This is a genomic window from Segatella baroniae DSM 16972 = JCM 13447, from assembly GCF_000426585.1.
Lineage (GTDB): Bacteria > Bacteroidota > Bacteroidia > Bacteroidales > Bacteroidaceae > Prevotella > Prevotella baroniae.
Map to the genome: position 1 here is coordinate 78,208 of NZ_AUFQ01000009.1, position 19,365 is coordinate 97,572.

Annotated in this window: 12 protein-coding genes; 4 read left to right on the forward strand and 8 right to left on the reverse strand. The window is 53.7% G+C overall.

All coding sequences use genetic code 11. From position 1 onward, the window contains the following. Nucleotides 1-21: 21 nt before the first annotated feature. The 3 genes from K334_RS0108070 to K334_RS0108085 form a co-directional block, all read right to left on the reverse strand. On the reverse strand, nt 22-1,839 hold the full coding sequence (locus K334_RS0108070; RefSeq protein WP_025881249.1) for an alpha-L-fucosidase: 1,818 nt from the start codon (nt 1,837-1,839) through the stop codon (nt 22-24). 50 nt (nt 1,840-1,889) lie between these two features. Further along, nucleotides 1,890-2,630, reverse strand: coding sequence for a DUF1573 domain-containing protein (locus K334_RS0108075; RefSeq protein WP_161625380.1), 741 nt, complete (start codon nt 2,628-2,630; stop codon nt 1,890-1,892). A 265-nt stretch (nt 2,631-2,895) separates the two neighbouring features. Continuing rightward, nucleotides 2,896-3,387, reverse strand: coding sequence for an exonuclease domain-containing protein (locus K334_RS0108085; RefSeq protein ID WP_025881247.1), 492 nt, complete (start codon nt 3,385-3,387; stop codon nt 2,896-2,898). Between the two features lie 156 nt (nt 3,388-3,543). On the opposite strand from K334_RS0108085, the gene K334_RS0108090 reads away from it, so the two are divergent. Beyond that, nucleotides 3,544-4,242 (forward strand): porin family protein, encoded by a 699-nt coding sequence (locus K334_RS0108090; RefSeq protein WP_027444803.1) that lies wholly within the window; start codon nt 3,544-3,546, stop codon nt 4,240-4,242. Nucleotides 4,243-4,593: 351 nt separating this feature from the next. On the opposite strand, the gene K334_RS14220 is transcribed toward K334_RS0108090, so the two are convergent. The 5 genes from K334_RS14220 to K334_RS13750 all read right to left on the reverse strand — a co-directional run bounded on the left by K334_RS14220 (nt 4,594) and on the right by K334_RS13750 (nt 12,824). Further along, on the reverse strand, nt 4,594-5,952 hold the full coding sequence (locus tag K334_RS14220; RefSeq protein ID WP_081658061.1) for a TlpA family protein disulfide reductase: 1,359 nt from the start codon (nt 5,950-5,952) through the stop codon (nt 4,594-4,596). Between the two features lie 12 nt (nt 5,953-5,964). Beyond that, a complete protein-coding gene (locus K334_RS0108105) occupies nt 5,965-7,464 on the reverse strand; it encodes a PKD-like family lipoprotein (protein ID WP_036890164.1) in 1,500 nt (499 codons plus the stop codon). 65 nt (nt 7,465-7,529) lie between these two features. Then, nucleotides 7,530-8,366 (reverse strand): DUF4843 domain-containing protein, encoded by an 837-nt coding sequence (locus tag K334_RS0108110; RefSeq protein WP_027444806.1) that lies wholly within the window; start codon nt 8,364-8,366, stop codon nt 7,530-7,532. 12 nt (nt 8,367-8,378) lie between these two features. Next, complete coding sequence (locus K334_RS0108115; protein ID WP_021590084.1) at nt 8,379-9,794, reverse strand: RagB/SusD family nutrient uptake outer membrane protein; 1,416 nt, start codon at nt 9,792-9,794, stop codon at nt 8,379-8,381. 18 nt (nt 9,795-9,812) lie between these two features. After that, on the reverse strand, nt 9,813-12,824 hold the full coding sequence (locus tag K334_RS13750; protein ID WP_248623511.1) for a SusC/RagA family TonB-linked outer membrane protein: 3,012 nt from the start codon (nt 12,822-12,824) through the stop codon (nt 9,813-9,815). Between the two features lie 519 nt (nt 12,825-13,343). Here K334_RS13750 and K334_RS15170 point away from each other — a divergent pair. From K334_RS15170 to K334_RS0108135, 3 genes are all read left to right on the forward strand, one after another. Next, nucleotides 13,344-13,616 (forward strand): hypothetical protein, encoded by a 273-nt coding sequence (locus tag K334_RS15170; protein ID WP_027444807.1) that lies wholly within the window; start codon nt 13,344-13,346, stop codon nt 13,614-13,616. A 64-nt stretch (nt 13,617-13,680) separates the two neighbouring features. Next, the gene (locus K334_RS0108130; RefSeq protein ID WP_027444808.1) at nt 13,681-15,933 is read left to right on the forward strand and encodes a TonB-dependent receptor family protein; all 2,253 of its coding nucleotides are present in this window, start codon (nt 13,681-13,683) and stop codon (nt 15,931-15,933) included. Nucleotides 15,934-15,985: 52 nt separating this feature from the next. Beyond that, entirely contained in the window at nt 15,986-19,360 is a 3,375-nt protein-coding gene (locus tag K334_RS0108135; protein WP_025881232.1) for a SusC/RagA family TonB-linked outer membrane protein, read from the forward strand. The last annotated feature ends 5 nt before the right edge of the window (nt 19,361-19,365 follow it).

The following is a 19,365-nucleotide window of genomic DNA, read 5'->3' on the forward strand; positions in this document are numbered from 1 at the left end:
CAAAACAACAGCTGCCGGCGGCTACCGGACGGCTATCTTGTCGAATCCGAGCTTCTCGCCGGTCACGACCATGCGGGTGGCGCGCAGCGTGACGAAGCGGGCGTCGGCCGGCGTGAAGTAAACCGACTGCATGACGGGGTTGTTGCGGATGTTGGAGAACTCGCCGGAAGCCACCACCTGCATCGCGTCCAGGGACTGCCCGATCAGGATTTCGTAGTTCGACACGAGGCCCCGGGCGTCCTTGTCACGGCCGGGAACATAGAAGAACGACTTCACCTGCTGCGTCTTGCCCAAGTCCAGGGTGACGCTGTTGTCGGTGCGGGCCACCTCCCGGCAGTCCAACCCCTTCAATTCCTCCTCCTTCTCCACGAAGGAATCCTTGGCGCCGGGGGCGTAGTAGGCACCCAGTTCGTTGATGCAGAGCGGGCCGCGGGCGTCGGTGACGCGGATGCGGATGGCCTTTGTCAGGACGGTCTTGAAGCGGAGCAGCCGCTTGTAGCCGACGGTGGTGGTCTCCTCGCCCGCGTCCACGGGCAGCCAGCCGGCTTTCGTCAGGTATTCCACCTGGAACTTGCGCACGCGCTGGCCCAGCGGGATGTACTCCTGGAGCCGCAGGCGGTTCACCTTTTCGGCCTTTCCGAACCGTATCGTGATGTCGGCCGTCGTGCATCCGTCCTCCGTCGCCCAGTAGGTGTCGTAGTTTCCGTCCACCATATTGCCCACGGCAAAGCCGTCGCGCGTGTTCGTGGCCGACAGCATGTTGGCTTTCCGGATGAGGTTGGTGCGCAACTCGGCGGCTATCTGCTTGTGAAATTCGACGAGACGGGTGGAGTCTGTGGGATGGACGAGGCCGCGGCGGTCGACCGGAAGATTGACGAGGAGCGTGCTGTTGTGCCCCACACTGCGATAGTAGAGGTCCACCAGATGGTCCACACTCTTCACCTTGTCGTCCTCGGAAGCGCGGTAGAACCAACCCGGACGGATGGAGACGTCGCACTCCGCGGCCACCCATTTGTCGCCGTCGGCATGCCCGTGCTGCAATTCCCAGTGCTTGGTGTAGCCGGCATGGACGTCGTTGCTGCGTATGAACGACCAGTTGGTGGCGAAGGCATAGCCCCGCTCGTTGCCCACCCAGCGGCAACCTGGCCCTCCGTTGCCGAAGATGACGGCCTCGGGTTGCAGCTTGTCGACCATCTTCCACGCCCTCGGGAAGTCGTAATAGGTGCGCTTGTCTATCGTCCTCGTCTCCCTGGCGCCGCCATACCAGCCGTCGCCGCCGTTGGCTCCGTCGAACCACACCTCGAAGAGGGGCCCATACTGGGTGAGCAGTTCGGTGAGCTGCGCGTAGAAATACTCACGATAGAGGTCGGTGCCGTAGAACGCCTGATGGCGATCCCAGGGCGAAAGATAGAGTCCGAGCTTCAATCCGTGCTTCCTGCAGGCCGCCGCCAACTCGCCCACCACGTCGCCCTTGCCGTCTTTGTAAGGTGAATTGCGCAGGCTGTAGTCGGTGTATTTCGTGGGCCACAGGCAGAAACCGTCGTGGTGTTTGGCCGTCAGGATGATTCCCTTCATCCCCGCGGCCTTGACCGTGCGGGCCCACTGCTCGCAGTCGAGCGACGTGGGATTGAACAGTTGCGGGTCGGCGTCGCCGTAACCCCACTCCCGGTCGTTGAACGTGTTGGGCCCGAAATGCACGAAGGCGTAGGTTTCCAACTGCTGCCAGGCCACCTGGCGCGCCTCGGGCACGGGCAGGATGGGGGCCGGAGCGGCTTTCTGGGCATTCGCGACAACGGCCGCCGCCATGCACAAGCCAAAGAGAACTTCTTTCTTAGTCATATAGGTTTGTATATAAAATAGGTGATTTCGGTTTCGGAACACGCCCCCGGTCATTCGGCGCTGGGCAACCATGTCACCCGCAGGGGCCTCACGGGCTTGCCGTTCACCACGGGTCGGATGGTGACATGGCGTCGGTGGCGGTAGGTTCGACAGGCGGTGTAGCTCACGCGGACCGTCGTCCGCTCGCGGGACTTGAGCGTCAGCCGCCGGGGGAGCTTCAACACGGTGTTGTCGGGCTGTCTGGTCAAGTCTATCTTCATCGGTCTGTCGGTGTCGTTGGCCAACCGCAGATGGAACGCGTGGGGCCGACCTACCGGCAAGTTGGGGAAAGGCAGCACGGCAAAGTTCATGTAGAGCCCCTCGCCGTAGGCATACGGGTGGTCTTCGGCGACGGGATGGAGATATCCCCGCACGTCACCTTTCACCCAAACGCGGGTATATTCGCGCCCGTCGTTCAACATGACGACCACTTCTTTGCTGAATTTGCCGGGGCGGTTGTAGGGATTGTAGGTCACCGTCACCCTACCCTGACCGCCCGGCATGACCGCCTGTCTGGTGAAATCGGCCGACGTGCAGCCGCACCAGGCCTGTACATCGGTGATGGCCACGGGCTTCCGCCCCTTGTTGGTGAAAGTGAACGTGTGGCTCACCCTGCCCGCCTTCTCCTCGATTGTGCCGAAGTCGTGGACACGACTGTCGTAGACGAAACGGCTGTTATAGGCCGGTTGCTGCGCCTTCAGGGCCGTTGCGACCGTCAAGACACAGGCGAGCAGTGACAAGAGCTTCTTCATGAGCATGTTTTAGGTGGTGGCAAAATTAGTAAAAAAGGGGGATTGGACAAGACTTTGCGCCGTTTTTTATCCGCACAAGCGGCGCTTTTCTTTTCCAACCGCCGAACGGCCGCTTTTCAAAAGGGCTGCTTTCATGAGCTGAAAGCAGCCTTTTTGCATGGTCAAAGCACTGCTTTTGCAAAGCCAAAGTGGCGTGGTGGGATTCCCATCGGCAAGGCATGCCCTGCCGGCGTGGCCTGCCGAAGTCCGCCTGCTGCCCCATCGCCTACAACAGCTGCATGGCGATGCGCGCGCAGGCCTCGGCGTCGGCCAAGGCATGGTGATGATGCGTCATGTCGTAGCCGCAGGCCCGCGCCACGGTGTCGAGTTGGTGGTTGGCAAGGTGGGGAAGCTTGTGGCGCGCGGCCCGGAGCGTGTCGAAGAAAAGGTAGTCGGGATAGTCCATCCGGTAGCAGTGGAACACCGCTTTCAGGCAGCTTTCGTCGAAAGCCTTGTTGTGTGCCACCAGTGGAAGCCCCTCGATGAGCGGCGCTATCCGGCCCCACACGTCGGGAAAGACGGGCGCGCGGTCGGTGTCTGCGCCCGTCAGTCCGTGTACGCGGGTGCACCAGTACGTGTAATAGTTGGGCTCCGGCTGGATGAGCGAGTAGAAAGTGTCCGCTATCTCGCCGTCTCTTACGACGACGACGCCCACGCTGCATACGCTGGTACGCTCGCTGTTGGCGGTTTCAAAGTCGATGGCTGCAAAGTTGTCCATGGTGCAAAGTTACGATTTCCGCGTGTATTCCCCGACCGTAGGATGGTTAAATCATTCGAATTAGGGATTTCCCCATCGTTCCGTAGGCGATTGCCCTTTGCCCCAATCCTTGCTTTTCATAACTTTGCCCATGGTTAAATTCAAAAACAGAGCATTATGAAGAATCGAGTAATCTTGGCAATCATCGCATGCACGCTGTCCGTTCTGCCGGCCGCGGCGCAGTTTTATCCCAACGGACGCCCCATCCCTCCGGGCAAGCGGACAGGCCACCACCGATACGGCCACCAGGCCTACCGCCACGACGGCAACACCTACGGCGGCTTCAGGGTGGGCTTCGGCGTCTCCACCGTCAACTCCGACGCGCCCCTGTTCGACTCCAACAAGTCATCGACGGGGCTCGCCGTCGGGCTCGCCGTCGGCACGCAGGTCTCCAACCGTGCGCCGCTCTTCCTGGAGTCGGGGCTATACTACACGGAGAAAGGCGGCAAGAGCGTGTACAACAACGAGAAGTTCACCTATTCGCTCAACTATCTTGAACTGCCGCTGGTGCTGAAATACAAGTACCGCGCCGACCGCGACATCACGATTGAGCCGTTTGCGGGCGGCTATGTGGCCTGCGGCGTGGGCGGCAAGATCAAGGACTACAACCATCGGGCGGCCTACAACAGTTTCGACAGCGACTACGACGACACCTTCAACCGCTTCGACGGAGGCTTGAAACTGGGCGTGGGCGCCTCGTTCCAGCTGTTGTATTTGGAAGCCAGCTACGACATTGGACTGGCAAACGTGGGCAAGGACAACTTCGACGAGACCCGCAACGGCTGCTTCAACCTGACCATGGGTATCAACTTCTGACCGAACCCACGTCAAAAGAACCGTCAGGTGAAAAGAATCGCGTTCCTTTTATTTTTATGCCACAGGCAAGCAGGCTCGCCCTACAGGCCGGACAATCTAATGAAAGACTGGATTGACGGCATTGTCTTTGTTGGTCCAGTTTCCAATTTCTCTGGACAGACGTTGCATAACATCTATGACGACGCATTTCTAAAAATAGTGGAAAAGCGGTCGAAAGGCAAGTTCAAAAGAGCCGACGATGTCTTTGAATATCTCCGGAAGATACATCCGATACTGCAATAGTTTGAATAAAACAGTCGCCCCTGCCCGCTTGGAATAGCAGACAGGGGCGACCGGAATGATGTTTCATTATCAAGAGGCAGCGGAGCGACCCAGCGTTTTTAGAATCATGGCCTTTAGTTCGGGATACTTAGGCGCAGGGGCAGCGAACGATACCATACGGCCTTCGCTGTCGACAATCATAAACCGCGGTACGCCCGTGACATGATAATCAATCGCAAAACCTTTCGTCCAACTATCAATAAAGATGAGATTGCCCGTAAGTTCATGCTTTTGGATGAGTTGTTTCCAGCGGTCGTTCTCTACCCACGTGCCTACACAGACGCTGAGAAAGGTGACTTCGGGAGTGTCGAGTTCCTTTTCGAGTTGCTTGAAATAGGGAATCATCCGGATGCACGGCGCACACCAAGTGGCCCATACGTCAACTACAACCACCTTGCCACGCAGCTGGCTCAACTTGAGCGGAGTGCCATCGGGGCGCTTTCCTTCAAAATCGATCGCCATACTGCCCGGTTTCGACCATGCCAACTGCGCTTCGATGGGGCGGAACGCCTGCACGAGAGCATCGGACAACGGGCTTTTCTCCACCGAACGGCGCAGCGCTTCGTACTTCTCATAGTATTGCAGCCGACTTGCGACCTGATAAAGATAAGTCTCGCGGAGGGGCTGAGAGGCCAGCAAAGACTGGCGGGCAGCATAATCGGTGGGCGCAATGTTCTGCTGTTCTGCCAGATAATCGACATACGCCACGAGCATATCGGCGGCGTAAGGCAGACGCAACAGGTCGGCACGGCTAAACAATCGCTTGTAGGCGTCGAGGTCGGCAGCGGTGATAAAGCCCTTTTCTATGTCAGCAATATGATTTTTGCGATAGGATAAAGCATAGAACGCCAAATCGGTATCTATCTTCTGCCGCAGCAAAGTGACGGCCGCAGAGTTGCCTTTGAGCTGCTGCTTCATGGCGACGGCAGCCTGTTTCAACGCCCTAAATTCACGAACGAACACAGCAGGGGCCACCGTTTGGCCACCGGGAATGTAGTTGAACAGATACGCATGCAGCTGAACGGCCGTGCTCTTATTAGCCCAAGCGGCGAAGCGTTGGCCTTCGGGACTTAATCCACTGAGTACGTTCAGCCGCTCATGCGAGTACTTCACGACTACCTGTTCGCCGTCTTTCAGATAGATAGGATGCGTCACGTTATCCTTTCCGGAAAGCATATAAAGCCCGTTGTGCGGCAAAGCGGCCTTCAAGACAAACCTACCTGCGGCGTCGGCCTGCACGGTTGCGCACAGGCTGTCGGCAAACGGCGTGGCGGCATAAAGGCTTATCCGCTCTCCATTCTCGGGATTGATGGTGCCACGAATCACGACTTCGGCCGTAGCCGATAGGCAAAGACACGCGCCAAGGATAGCTAAGAATATTCTTTTCATCGTTCTTGGCTTTTAGAATAAGGTAGAAGTATAAGTGCCGCTCGATGTCTGACTCATAAAGCTGGCGCGTTTCACCTCACCCTTTCCTTCCATCACCTTGACGGCAGGGCTCACCGCACCCGCGCTGACGGGGTAAAGATAGAGCTTATAGCTGCCGTTTCGAGTGGTGCCTACGGCCAGATAATCGAACCACGAACTGTCTTGTCCGTAGGGCGAATACTTCAGATACTCCATGTAAGTTACTCTCTCGTCTGCCGGCCAGCTGACATTTTGTTCGGCCTCGGCCATATTCTCGAGGTTGCAGGTGCAGAGTTTGTTGTCTTTTACATAATAGAGAATCTTATTGTTTTGGTTCAGCGTGCGGTATTTTGCTTTGAGAACGTTGAGCGAAGCGTCGATTTCCTCCATCTTGCTGATGGGGTTCAAATCCATGGTACTGGGTTGTCCGTTCAGCGTCAGCAGGTAATACTTTTCCTCGTCTGTCTTCTTCATGAGCGCCATCGCTACGCCACCGGGCGTATAGGCGGATGTGGTGAGGCCGCCCATGAATAATAAATCCATTCCCATATTCTTAGAAGAAGGCACACCATCGGCGAAGTAATCCAGACGCGGAGACTGACGGCTGACGCTGCAGAACGAACGGCTCTTCTCGTTGAAGAGCAGGGGCAGCGAATTGCCTGCGTGCCGAACAGGCGATAGTTTATAGTCACCCAGCGACTTCAGAATAAACTGCTTGTAAATGTCGTAACGTGAAAAGAACAGCGTGTAGACCGTGTTGTCTACATAGACATGTACGTCGGAGGGACCCGCAAACATAGCGTGTATCTCGCGTTTAGCGGGCTTGTCTATGAACAGTCCGTCGTAATCAAGGATGGTTTTGCCCGTAAAATAATCTACGGCCATCAGGTCCTTGCTACTCGCTACAAACACGGCATTGCCTCGTTTGTCCCTCTTGTTCACTTCGTCAAAGCGCCAATAGGAGAAGTTGAAGTACAGATCTACGGCCGTTCCCTGCAAGTGGCGGCCATTGGCAGCCTGTATCACGTCGAGTTTTGTTTTCTTTTCGGCAAAGAAATCGACGTCGGCGCTGTCGCCTTCGCTCTTCAACACCCACCAGCCCGTTGCCATATCGGTGGTTACATAGAGGTTGTATTCCTCGTAAGCGAATACTCCTGTCTCTTGATCTTTTGCGCAAAAGCGCATCTTGTAGCTACCTACGTTCATGTTGACAGCATAATCCAGATTGCGATTACGTGAGATCGTGTCGGGCTTATCGCCCCAAGATGCCGATGCGGGAACCACTGTCCAGAAGCAATCATATTGTCGGTTATCGGGATAAATCTTCGGGTTGATTTGTAATCTGTCACCCGTAGGACTCACCGTATAGGCTTCGTCCACCCCTTCTACACGGATGTCGACGGGCTGCAGATAATCATAATTGCTTTTATCCGAGAAGCAACTGCTCAGTAAAAGTGCAGCAAGTCCGCCGAGAAAAATATTTATACGTTTCATAGATTTCTTGTTTATAGATTGGCGATGGGCAGTGCCCATCATTCAAGATGATTGTAGAAAAGAAATTATATACCTGTGGGGAAGGTCACCAGCGGACTGTTCTTGTCTGTCGGATCTTCGCGCAATGGTGCCGCTCCCGAAGCCTGATTGGCCGCATCGTTATTAAATGCCTCCAACGCTTCGATGAATTTACCGCGCCAGTAAATGGCAACCGACTTCTCCCCGTTGATCTTCTTGACCCACGCGTCGTCCACTTTGTCTCCTACGACCTGTACCATGAGCTTGTGCTTGGATATGCTATAATTGCCCAAGTAGTATTTTGTGGTGTAGTTCCAAGTGGACGGTTGCTCTATCTTATCCGAGATAATAACGGTGCGTTCCAGCAGACGACGCTCTCCGAAACCGAAGTCGGCATTCTCCTTCAGGCGCAGACGCAACCTCACTTTGTCGGCTTTCAACGAGGCGTCACGCAGCACTACAATGCCGATATTGTCTCTGATACGTCCGGCCTTGACCACCATCAGCGGCTGGATGTCGGCATCGGTGAAAGCTACATAATGCACGCCGGCAACCGCTTTGTTAGGTAGTTCGGTCACGGTAGAGTCTTGCACCTTGCCCAACTTGTCGTAGGTGTAGGTGATTTTATACTCGGTCACCTGTTCAAACATCACCTGCCGATCCTTATTGGCCGTTCCGCCAATGACTCTCACGGGAATAAACACGGTGTCACGCACCCGTGTATCACTTCCCCACACGAACGAGTAAGAGTAGTCGGCCGGCGCATTCTTGTCCTCACTGACCAATTCCACCCGCGCCTTATCATTGAAAATCAGGCGTTCATCTTCCTTACAGCTTGTCAGCGCAAGGGCGAACAACAATGCCATATAGATTGTTTTCTTCATAATCTCCACTTTTTAGTTTACATAAACAGCCTCTTTCTTCGGAAGAGGAACTACATAAGTCTCAACCGAACCGGGCACGGACGTCCACAGATTATCGGTTATCGCCATTCGTTTGCAGGCATAGAAAGTCTGGCCTTCGCCGTAAAATTCCTTGTGATATTCCTGCGTCAGCAGTTTAACACGCTCGCTTTCGCCGGTCATTGCAGCCGGAGTCACGTCACGTGCGGCACACAATGCCTTATAGTAAGTTTCGGCTTCGGCCAACGGACTGCATTCCATGGCGATGAGATACATCTCGGAAAGACGGATGAGTGGTATTACATTCTTCGCCAACGAAGGCATTTTATCGGTCTGAACGTACTTCAAGAAGTAGAACGGACGATTGTAATAGCTGATATTAACCTCCTCCCACATGTTGACAAAGCGGATATCTGACGTTCCGTTTTCGTAGAGTTGGGCGTTGAGTTCTTTCTTCGGCTTCTGATAAGTGCGGCCTGAACCGATGGATTCAGAAAGGTTATTGGCCTTCAGATTGAAGATGTGCTCACTTGAGAATGTGCGATCTCCACGGGCACAATCGTCTCGTGTGCCCAGCCGGAACATGACTTTTCCATCCGTCGACTTCGCTTCCATCACCATTTTGGCGTATTTCAAGGCCTGTTCCTTGTTACCCATCCACAGATAAACACGGGCCTTCAGGGCGCAAACCGCATAGTAATTCATGCGCATTTGGCGTGCTCCCCAGAAGTCGTCCTCGCTGCTCGAAGCTTGGTTCAAGGCCTCGATTGATTGCTCACGGATGGGATCTACCTTGGCCAAAGCAGCCTCAGCGTCGTTCAAGTCCTGCATCAACTGAGCCGTATAGTCCGCGTAGTTGACAAATGCGTTGGGCTTGTTCTTCACCTCTTTCACGTAAGGTAGAATCTTCGTTGCGGGCACATTGCCTGGCATTGGACCGAAAAGGCGTAGCACATCGAAGTGACAGAAGGCTCGCAGACCTAACGCTTCGCCGCGCAACAGGTTGTAGTTGCGGTCGTCGAGGATGCTGCGGTGTGCCTCTATACCGGCCAGCAAACCGTCTACATCGGCCACAACCTTATAGAGATTGTTGTAATTATTCTCCATCACAGTTTCCACTACGTCGGCCTTATAGTCGTATTTTTGCAGATATTCGCCTATCGAACCCGACGTATAAGTCCAGTGTTGTGCCAGATTTTCAATGCTTCCGCATGTGAGTTCCTGCCCATAAAGGCTGTTTTGTTTCATGCGGATGTAACTTCCTATCAATACACTCCTGCAACCTTCGACGGTACTAAACATCTCATTGCTTTCCTTTTCGGTAGATGGAAGCACGTTTAGAAAGTCGTTGCAGGACGCTGTCATGCCCATAAGGAGCAGGCCAGCGATGATATTCTTGCCGTATTTCATTGTTTCGGAGTTTAATCGTTAGAAATTAACTGATAAAGTGAACGAGAACCGACGTGAATAAGGATAAGAAAGTCCGCGTTCCTGTTTCACACTGGAAAGATAGAAAAGGTCGCTCAGGTCGCCGCTCAACGTGAGGGCCTGAACACCAAAATACCGCCTGAGCCATGGATTGTTACTGAACAGGTAACTAAGATGAATGTTCTGGCAGCTCAGCGTACGCTCGTTCTGCACAAAGCGCGAGGTGGCGTAGGTGGGCGTCTGGTTGGTCAATCCTTTGAAGAAAGTGTGATCGTCAGGCTTCTGCCAGCGATCCTTAAACACCCTTTCGTCCACATTGTAATGCTTATCGGCATTCTCAATGCGCGAAACCAGCGTCGAATTATAGATCTGTCCACCGAAGCGATAGCCGAAGGAGACGTTGGCTGTAAAGTCCTTCCAACGCACCATACTGCTCAATACGCCACGATATTTAGGCTGGTTCACGCCGCAGGCAACGCGATCGGCCGCGTCCCAGGCATAAGTTATCTCGCCGTTTTTCTTCCGATAAAGCTCGTAACCGGTACTCGGATCGATTCCCAATGAGGGAACGGCATAGATGGTATACTGCGATTCGCCCTCACGTATCACGCTGTTGGGGGCAATGCCGCCCGTGAGCAATCGCTTGGCATACTCGTCTTTCATAGCCTGCGACAGTTTCACAACCTTGTCTTCGTTATGAGCGATAGAACCGGTAAGCGACCAAGAGAGGCGCTTTTGCTCATCGCGCAGCAAGAAAGCGGTAGCTTTGATTTCAAAACCTTTATTCTCTACCTTACCGATATTCTCAATATACGACGTGAATCCGTTAGACAAAGGCAGATTGAGAGATGACAACAGGTTGGAAGTTCGGTCGAGATAAACATCCGCAACGAAGTTCAGACGATTGCCGAAGAGGTTCAATTCCATGCCCGCATTCCACTTATTGGTCTTCTGCCATTCGAGTTCGGGGTTCTCCAAAGCCTTCTGATAGGCGCCCGTCCATCGGTTATAGCGGTCGTTGAGATAATAGTTATAGGTGGCCACAGCCTGATAGGCACTAAACTTCTGCGAACCGGTCTGACCGTAAGAGGCCCGTAGTTTCAGACGATTGATGAAATGCACATCCTTCATAAACGTCTCATTATGCACGTTCCAACCGATACCCGCCGAATAGAATGGCGCAAAGCGGCGGTTCTTACCGAACTGCGAAGAGCCATCGACACGATAGGCCACGTCCGTATAGTAGCGGTTGTCGTAAGAGTAGTTGGCGTTCATCACCAATCCCACGGCTCTGGTGCGCGCTTCACCGCCCGAAGGCTTACCACCTTTCTGATATTGCAGGGCGTTTGATGGGAAATCGAGCTTCTCATCGGTAAATCCTTCCACGACGAAATTATAGTTACGCGAGAAGTTCGACGTAACATTCCAGTTGGCAGCGGCATACACCAGATGCTTCTCCGCTAAGAGTTTGGAGTAGCTCGCGGTAAGCGCGATCTCGTAATTGGTAACCTTTCCCGTGCCATACTGGTAGCGACCTTTGCGCAAACTGCCCTCATCGGTCTGGTATTCGTCGGCTTCAAACATCGTATGTTTGGCCGGTCTGAAATAATCGCTCTCACGATTTGTCCATGTAAAGCCCACTCGTCCACGGGTAATAAAGCCATCAAACGGTCGCCACTCAATAGAGAAGTTGTCCGTGATGTCGGTATATTGCTGACTATCCTTCTGATTAAGCAGCGCGTTGTAGAGCGGATTAGACGGGAGATTGCTCGAACTGCCGTAGAAGTCTACGTTTGTATCGAACATCTTTATCAGGTTTCCGTTATCATCGTATGGCTTCCAATAGGGATTGAGCTTGGTGTAATCAGAGAACGAACCGTATGGCGAATTGTCCGAATGCGTGTGTCCGATATTGAGGTCGTTGGTAAAAAGCAACCCCGAATGACGATAAGACAGAGTGATGCCGCCATTGAAACTATTGCGTCCCGAGCCTTTCATGACACCCGCCACCTTATTATATTGTAGAGAAGCCGCATAGCGGAAACTCTCATCGCCACCTTCTAATCGAATATTATGGCGCTGTCCCACGCCCGTGCGCAATGGTTTCGACAGCCAGTCGGTATCAACGCCACGTGCCACCTCACGCAACAGTTTGGAATATCTACGCTTCAATCTGAAGTCGCGCGTAGGATCGGTACTATCGTAATAGCCCGAACGACGTTCCAGTTCCAACTTATCGGCCGCGTTGAGCAGATGATAGTCGGTCAGATCGGGAGCTTCGATGTTAAGACTTCCGGTGTATGTAAACCGCAGATGACCAGCCTTGGGACTCTTGCGCTGAATGACTATCACGCCATTGGCTCCGCGCGAACCGTAGATAGCGGTGGCCGAACCGTCTTTCAGCAACGTAATCGATTCAACCTCATCCTCGTTCAGGTCCATCATACGGGTAAGACTAATCTCAAAGCCGTCCATAATGATCAGCGGCGTATTGAGGTCGGTGCGCGTATTGTCCTGCAAGTTGGTGATAGTGGGCAGGTTGGCGGTGCCTCGGATCTGCACGTCGGGCAGGTGGTTAGGATCAGAACCGAACTGATTGTTCACCAACATATTGAACGAAGGGTCGATGTTGGCAATAGAAGTGAGCAGGTTTTTGTTACCAAACTCCTTCAGCTCCTTATTGGTGATGGTAGAAACCGCCCCCGTAAAGGCATTCTTGTTTTTCCGGAAGATACCTGTTACGACCACGTCCTTAATCGTTGTGTTCGACCGCATCGACAAATTGCGTGTCACGTCGGCCGTTCCCGATTCGACCGTTACATCGGCCGTTTCCATACCGACATAAGAAAAGCGGATCGTGACACGCGTGTTGGGAATGCTTATCTCATACATTCCGTCCAAGTTAGTCACTCCGCTTGCCTTGCCGCTTCCGTCATAGACCGTCACACCAATCAAAGGCTCACCTTGTTCGTTTTTCACTTGTCCCCTCACCGTTCGCCGGTCGCTCTTCATCTTTTGTTGGCCGGTTCCCGATACGGTTACTGCATTCTGAGCATGTCCTGTCGGTAAGACACTCGCGGCCCATAACATGGGCGCCAGCATCACCGCAGTTTGCCAAAACCGTTTGTTTGCACTCATAAGAAAAGGTTGTCATTAAGTTAATTACGTTTGCCTTCCGTACCTGAACGGGCAATGAAGACAACGGTCTTTCGTCATTTTTCGTTGTTCGTTGGCATTAGGCAAGGTTGCCTCCGCGTCAAGAAGTCGAAGTCGCTCGTCATCTTTGACGGGCTGCCATCCATACTTTTACAAAAGTAAAAGATTCCTTGGAATTGACCAAATATGTCTTGAAAAAAATGCAAAGATTGTTTTCAGTGCTTGCGGAAGCCCATGGCGCAGGGGCGTCGCATGGGCGAAACGAAACGACGGCGCGGTTTCGACGGGGTAGCGTTCGGCGGATGTTTTTCAAAAGCACTGCTTCCGCATTGCAAAAGCTGCCTTTTCAGCGTGTGAAAGGACTGCTTTCGGCCGATGAAAGGGCAGCTTTTGCAACGTGAAAGCACAGCGATGAAAAACGGGTGTCGCCCTTTCGCCGTCACCCTGCGCGCCCGTTGCGGCATGCCCGAAGCCCGACGAAGGAGCGAAAAGCGGCCGTTCGAGGCGAGAAAAGGCCTCTTTCAGACGATAAAATGTGTAAAAATACCTAAAAATGGTTATTGCGTGGCCACGCCAAAACCACGACCTTTGCAGGCGAATTTTATGGAACGACTTATTCGCTTTATGATAAACGCTTTTGGTTTATGACAATCGAGACGACCGAAAAGCCCCGATGATGAAAGAAGCGACATAAGTTTGAAACTTAATTTATATGCATTATAATCTAAAAATGATGCCTCTGCTTCTGTCACTGACACCATTAGGGACGTATGCCCAGACGCAGCCAGGCACGCAAAGCAAAACAACAAGCGCCATGACCGACTCGGTTCACAGGATAACGGAGGTCGTCGTGCGCTCCAACCAAATGCTGGGCAGCAAGTTCGAGGCCCGCAACCGTACAGGATCGGCTTACTACATCTCGCCCGAAGAGATAGGGAAGTTCGGCTACACCGACATCAACCGCATGCTCAAGAGCGTCCCGGGCGTGAACGTCTACGAAGAGGATGGCTTCGGACTGCGGCCCAACATCAGCTTGCGCGGCACCAAAGCCGAGCGCAGCGAACGCATATCGCTGATGGAGGACGGCGTGCCGGCTGCCCCGGCGCCCTATGCCGCCCCGGCAGCCTACTACTTCCCGAACGCCGCGCGCATGTATGCCATCGAGGTGTTGAAGGGCAGTAGCCAGGTGCAATACGGCCCGTTCACCACCGGAGGTGCCATCAACATGGTGTCGACGCCCATCCCTTCGAAGTTCAGTGCTAAGCTGAACACCTCCTACGGCAGCTACAACACCTTCAAGTCGTATGCCAGCGTGGGCAACAGCTTCAAACACCTGGGCTTCCTCGTGGAGTATCTGCGCTATCAGTCGGATGGTTTTCGCAAGGACGAGCCTAACGAGCGCACGGGATTCAAACGCAACGACCTGATTGCCAAGCTATCAGCACAGACCAACCGAGAAGAGGGGATGAACCACGTCTTCGAGTTGAAGTTCGGATATGCCGACGAGAAGTCCGACGAAACCTATCTGGGACTGTCGGAAAGCGACTTCGCCGCACGCCCCTACTTCCGCTACGCGGGCGCGCAGAAGGACAATCTCACGACCCGCCACACCCAATGGGTGGGCACCTATCTGCTCAAGACCGACAGACTGAAGGTGACCACGAACCTCTACTACAACTATTTCTTCCGCAACTGGTACAAGTTGAACGAGGTGAGGGCCGGTTTCACCAAGGCCGAACGCCGCTCCATCGAAGCCGTGCTGGCCGACCCGGAGACCAACCAGGCCTATTTCGACATCGTGACGGGCAAGCGTGACTACGTGGGCGAGGCCCTCATGCTGCGCGCCAACCACCGCGTCTACCGCTCGCGGGGCGTGCAGTCGAAGGCCGAATACCGTGCCATGGTGGGCGGCGGCTACCTGACGGCCGAACTGGGGCTGCGCTACCACGCCGACAGCGAGGACCGCTTTCAGCAGGACGACGGCTATTCGATGCAGGACGGACGCATGCACCTGTTTCTCGCGGGGCTGCCCGGAAGCAACGCCAACCGCGTCACGACGGCCCACGCGTGGTCGGGTTACTGGCTCGGAAAGTGGTCGAAGGGAATCCTGACGCTCACGGCGGGCATGCGCTATGAAGACGTTGACCTGCTGAAGCGCGACTACACCAAGGCCGACCCGCGCCGGACGGGCATGGTTCGCATCGAAACGCCCAACCACGCACGGGCGTTGCTGCCCGGAGTGGGCTTCAACGTGAAGGTGCTGCCCGTGCTCTCGGCCTTCGGCGGACTGCACAAGGGCTTCGCACCGCCCAGCGCCTCGCTCAACCAGAAGGCCGAAAGCAGCGTCAACGTGGAGGCCGGACTGCGTCTGACGACACAGACGCTGAAATGCGAAGCCATCGTTTTCAACAACGACTACGCCAATATGCTGGGAAGCGATTTGGCCGCACAGGGAGGACAAGGCACACTTGAGCAGTTCAATGTGGGCAAGGCTGCCGTCAACGGTATGGAACTGATGCTCCACTGGCTGCCCCTTCCCAAAAGGCTGGGCGTGCAACTGCCCGTTCAACTCTCGTACACCTACACCCATACGAAGATGAAGAACGACTTTGAAAGCGCGGCCTGGGGCCACGTTTTCTACGGCGACGAGATTCCATACATCTACAAGCACGCCTTCAACGCGCAGCTCGGCATAGAGCACAAGTGGGTGGAAGCCAACTTCGGAGCACGCTACAACGGCGACATGCGCACGCTGCCGGGACAAGGAAAGATAGCCGAGCGCGAGAAGATACCGGCCCATCTCATTCTGGACGCTTCGCTGAAGGCGCACGTCAACAGGCATATCACGCTGACGGTGAACGCCATCAACCTGGCCAACAAAAAGTATTTGGTGTCTCGTCATCCCGCAGGACTGAGGGCCGGTCACCCCTTCGGCATTTACGGAGGTGTGCAGCTGCACCTCTAAAGATGGCAACACGCACTTGAAAAATAAGTAAAATCCTCATTATAGATAAAGAATGTACAGACAGATAAATATCAAGAAGACGCTATCCGCCCTCCTGTTGCTGTTCATGACGCTCACGGTGGCGGCACAAACTGCCGGAACCGTAACTGGAACGATACGCAACGAACAGGGCGAAGCGCTCATCGGCGCATACGTGCAGGTGGTGGAAACCAAGGTGAAAGCCGTGACCGACGTGGACGGACATTTCACCATCAAGGCCACGGCAGGCCAAACCTTGCAGGCAAGTTACATCGGCATGCTCACCCAGCGGGTGAAAATAGGCAACCGCCCTTTGAACATCGTACTGAAAGACGACAGCCGACAAGTAGACGAAGTCGTGGTGACAGGTTATCAGAACATCCGCAACAGGGTGTATACTGGTGCGGCTACGTCGGTCAAGATGGACGACATCAAGCTCGAAGGTATTGCCGACGTATCGCGAATGCTCGAAGGACGCGTACCGGGACTGTCGATTCAGAACGTATCAGGCACGTTCGGCTCGGCTCCCCGCATCAATATCCGAGGCGGAGCTTCTATCATCGGCAACGTACAACCGCTGTGGGTAATTGACGGAGCCGTATATGAAGACCTCGTACACCTCAGTCTTGACCAACTGGCATCGGGCGACGCGGTAACCCTTATCAGTTCGGCCGTGTCGGGCCTCAACCCTGCCGACATTCAGGACATACAGGTGTTGAAAGACGCTTCGGCCACTTCTGTATACGGCGCGCGGGCCTTGAACGGCGTCATTGTTATCACCACGAAGTCAGGCCGACGCGAATCTCCTCTGCGCGTAACCTACTCTACCGAGAACACCGTGCGTCTGAAACCGCGCTACGGCGACTTTGACTTGCTCAATTCTCAGGAAACCATGTCGCTCTATCAGGAGATGAACGACAAAGGTTACTTCGGTATCGGCAACTCACTGTATGGAAGACGCAGCGGAATCTATTACCAATTATATAAAGGTGTAAGCACAATCAATCCCGCCACGGGCACCTACTACCTGCCCAATACGCCGGAGGCAAGAGCCGATTTCTTACGCAAGCGCGAATACGCCAACACCAATTGGTTCAATCTTCTTTTCACGATGAAGCCCATCACCAACCACATGATCACGCTATCGGGTGGTGGCAAGCATACGGCCACTTACGCTTCAATCGGCTTTTATCACGACGGCGGTTGGACCATTGCCGATAAAGTAAGCCGACTCACGGCCAATGTAAAGAACACCTTTTATATAAATGACAAGTTCACCACAACACTTTCGGCACAAGGGAACATCCGTTCGCAGAAAGCACCGGGCACCATGCCGCAGCGCAAAAACAACACCTTAGGCGTATTCGAACGTGATTTCGACATCAATCCTTTCTCCTACGCGCTCGGTACAAGCCGTACCCTGCGCCCCTATAACGAAGACGGAAGCCTTGAATACTACCGTAACAACTGGGCGCCATTCAATATCTTCAACGAATATGCCAACAACAAGATGAACATCGATGTGCTGGATTTCAAGATACAAGGTGAAGCTACGTACAGACTGAATGAAGACATCGCGCTCAAAGCCTTACTCTCCACACGTCAGGCCTACACGAGTACGACCCACGAAGTGAGAGAAGGCTCCAATGTCGTGCAGGCTTTCCGCGCCAACGAGAATCCTTTTGTCGCCCAACAGAATATCTATCTTGTACACGACAAGGATAATCCGCTGCTTCAACCCAAAGTGGGACTGACGCATGGAGGCCTCTTGAACAAGACCGAAGCATCATTGAAAAGTCTCTTGGCTCGCATCGCTTTCGATTTCGACAAGCGCATGGGACAACACGATTTGAAGGCTTTCGCTTTCACGGAAGTACGTTCGGCCGAGCGCACGGTCAATCCTTTCCAAGGCTATGGCATTCAATATGATCGGGGAAATCAGGTATATACCAATCCCCTGATATTCGAAAAGCTCGCGAACGAAGGCACCAATTACTTCAATTACCATAAGCGCAACGACCGAGGCGTCACCTTCTCGGTGAACGGAACCTATGGCTATGCGGGCAGATACGTATTCAACGCGGTATTCAACTGCGAAGGCTCCAACACTTCGGGCAAAGGAGCACGCGCGTTGTGGCTGCCTACATGGAACGTGGGAGCTAAGTGGAATATCGACCGAGAGGCCTTCATGAAGAACTATCCAACCGTCTCCCGACTGGCCCTGCGTGCCAGTTACGGCCTCACGGCCAAGATGAATGAAGAGGCCATCAATGCCAACTCTATTTATAAAAGTGGCATTGTGAACCGTCATTACTTCAACGACCGTGAGAACAAACTCGATATCCTGCACTTGGAAAACAGAGACCTGACGTGGGAAAAGATGTATGAGCTGAACATCGGTTTGGAACTGGGATTGTTCAACAATCGCATCAGTACGACGCTTGACGTATACCAACGTAACACGTTCGACTTGATAGACCTCGTGCGCACCTCGGGTGTGGGCGGTCAATACTATAAATATGCCAACTTCGGCGACATGCGGACACGCGGCATCGAGCTGGGTGTGCACACTAAAAACATCGTAACGGATCGTTTTAACTGGACGACAAGTCTCACGCTGAGTGCCATGGATCAGGAGATTACACGTCTGCTGAACACGCCCAACGCCTTTGACATGGTGGCGGGAAGAGGACGTGGCAATATCGTAGGCTATCCGCGAGGCTCGCTCTTCTCATTCAATTTCCAAGGATTAAATAACAACGGCCTGCCCACGTTTAACTTCGGACGCTATCCGGGCAGCCAAGGTGAACTGTCAAACATAGCCGGCGCCGACTTCCTCGATACACAATATGCCAAATCATATCTGCTGTATCATGGCCCCATCGAACCGCGCGTCATCGGTGGTTTGTCGAATACTCTGAAATACAAGGGCTGGGAACTCTCGTTCTTCCTGACCATGCAGGCGGGCAATAAGATACGATTGAACCCCACGTTCGATCCGGAGTTCGGCGACCTGAACGTCTTCTCCAAATCCTATTACAACCGTTGGCTCAATCCGGGCGATGAATACAAGACCGACGTACCGGTGCTTCCTTCGCAGGAACTGATAGAAAAAGTAGGCAAAGAGAACATCGAACGTGCCTACAACACCTACAACTACTCGCAACAGATGGTAGCGGACGGAAGTTTTGTACGCATGAAGAACATCTCGTTAGGCTACGACGTGCCCGACAACTTCCTGAAGAAAGTAAGAATACACTCCATGAATCTGCGTCTGAACGTCACCAATCCTTTCCTGATTTATTCGGACAAGAAGCTCAAAGGGCAAGATCCGGAGTATTATAAGTCAGGAGGAGTGTCGCTGCCTACCCCAAAACAGTATACAGTAACGTTGAACATTGGTTTCTAACAAGA

Bases quoted from the DNA above. Each gene is read 5' to 3' on its own strand.
- K334_RS0108070 (WP_025881249.1), bottom strand. From the start codon at position 1,839: ATGACTAAGAAAGAAGTTCTCTTTGGCTTGTGCATGGCGGCGGCCGTT.
- K334_RS0108075 (WP_161625380.1), bottom strand. From the start codon at position 2,630: ATGAAGAAGCTCTTGTCACTGCTCGCCTGTGTCTTGACGGTCGCAACG.
- K334_RS0108085 (WP_025881247.1), bottom strand. From the start codon at position 3,387: ATGGACAACTTTGCAGCCATCGACTTTGAAACCGCCAACAGCGAGCGT.
- K334_RS0108090 (WP_027444803.1), top strand. From the start codon at position 3,544: ATGAAGAATCGAGTAATCTTGGCAATCATCGCATGCACGCTGTCCGTT.
- K334_RS14220 (WP_081658061.1), bottom strand. From the start codon at position 5,952: ATGAAAAGAATATTCTTAGCTATCCTTGGCGCGTGTCTTTGCCTATCG.
- K334_RS0108105 (WP_036890164.1), bottom strand. From the start codon at position 7,464: ATGAAACGTATAAATATTTTTCTCGGCGGACTTGCTGCACTTTTACTG.
- K334_RS0108110 (WP_027444806.1), bottom strand. From the start codon at position 8,366: ATGAAGAAAACAATCTATATGGCATTGTTGTTCGCCCTTGCGCTGACA.
- K334_RS0108115 (WP_021590084.1), bottom strand. From the start codon at position 9,794: ATGAAATACGGCAAGAATATCATCGCTGGCCTGCTCCTTATGGGCATG.
- K334_RS13750 (WP_248623511.1), bottom strand. From the start codon at position 12,824: ATGAAGAGCGACCGGCGAACGGTGAGGGGACAAGTGAAAAACGAACAA.
- K334_RS15170 (WP_027444807.1), top strand. From the start codon at position 13,344: ATGAAAGGGCAGCTTTTGCAACGTGAAAGCACAGCGATGAAAAACGGG.
- K334_RS0108130 (WP_027444808.1), top strand. From the start codon at position 13,681: ATGCATTATAATCTAAAAATGATGCCTCTGCTTCTGTCACTGACACCA.
- K334_RS0108135 (WP_025881232.1), top strand. From the start codon at position 15,986: ATGTACAGACAGATAAATATCAAGAAGACGCTATCCGCCCTCCTGTTG.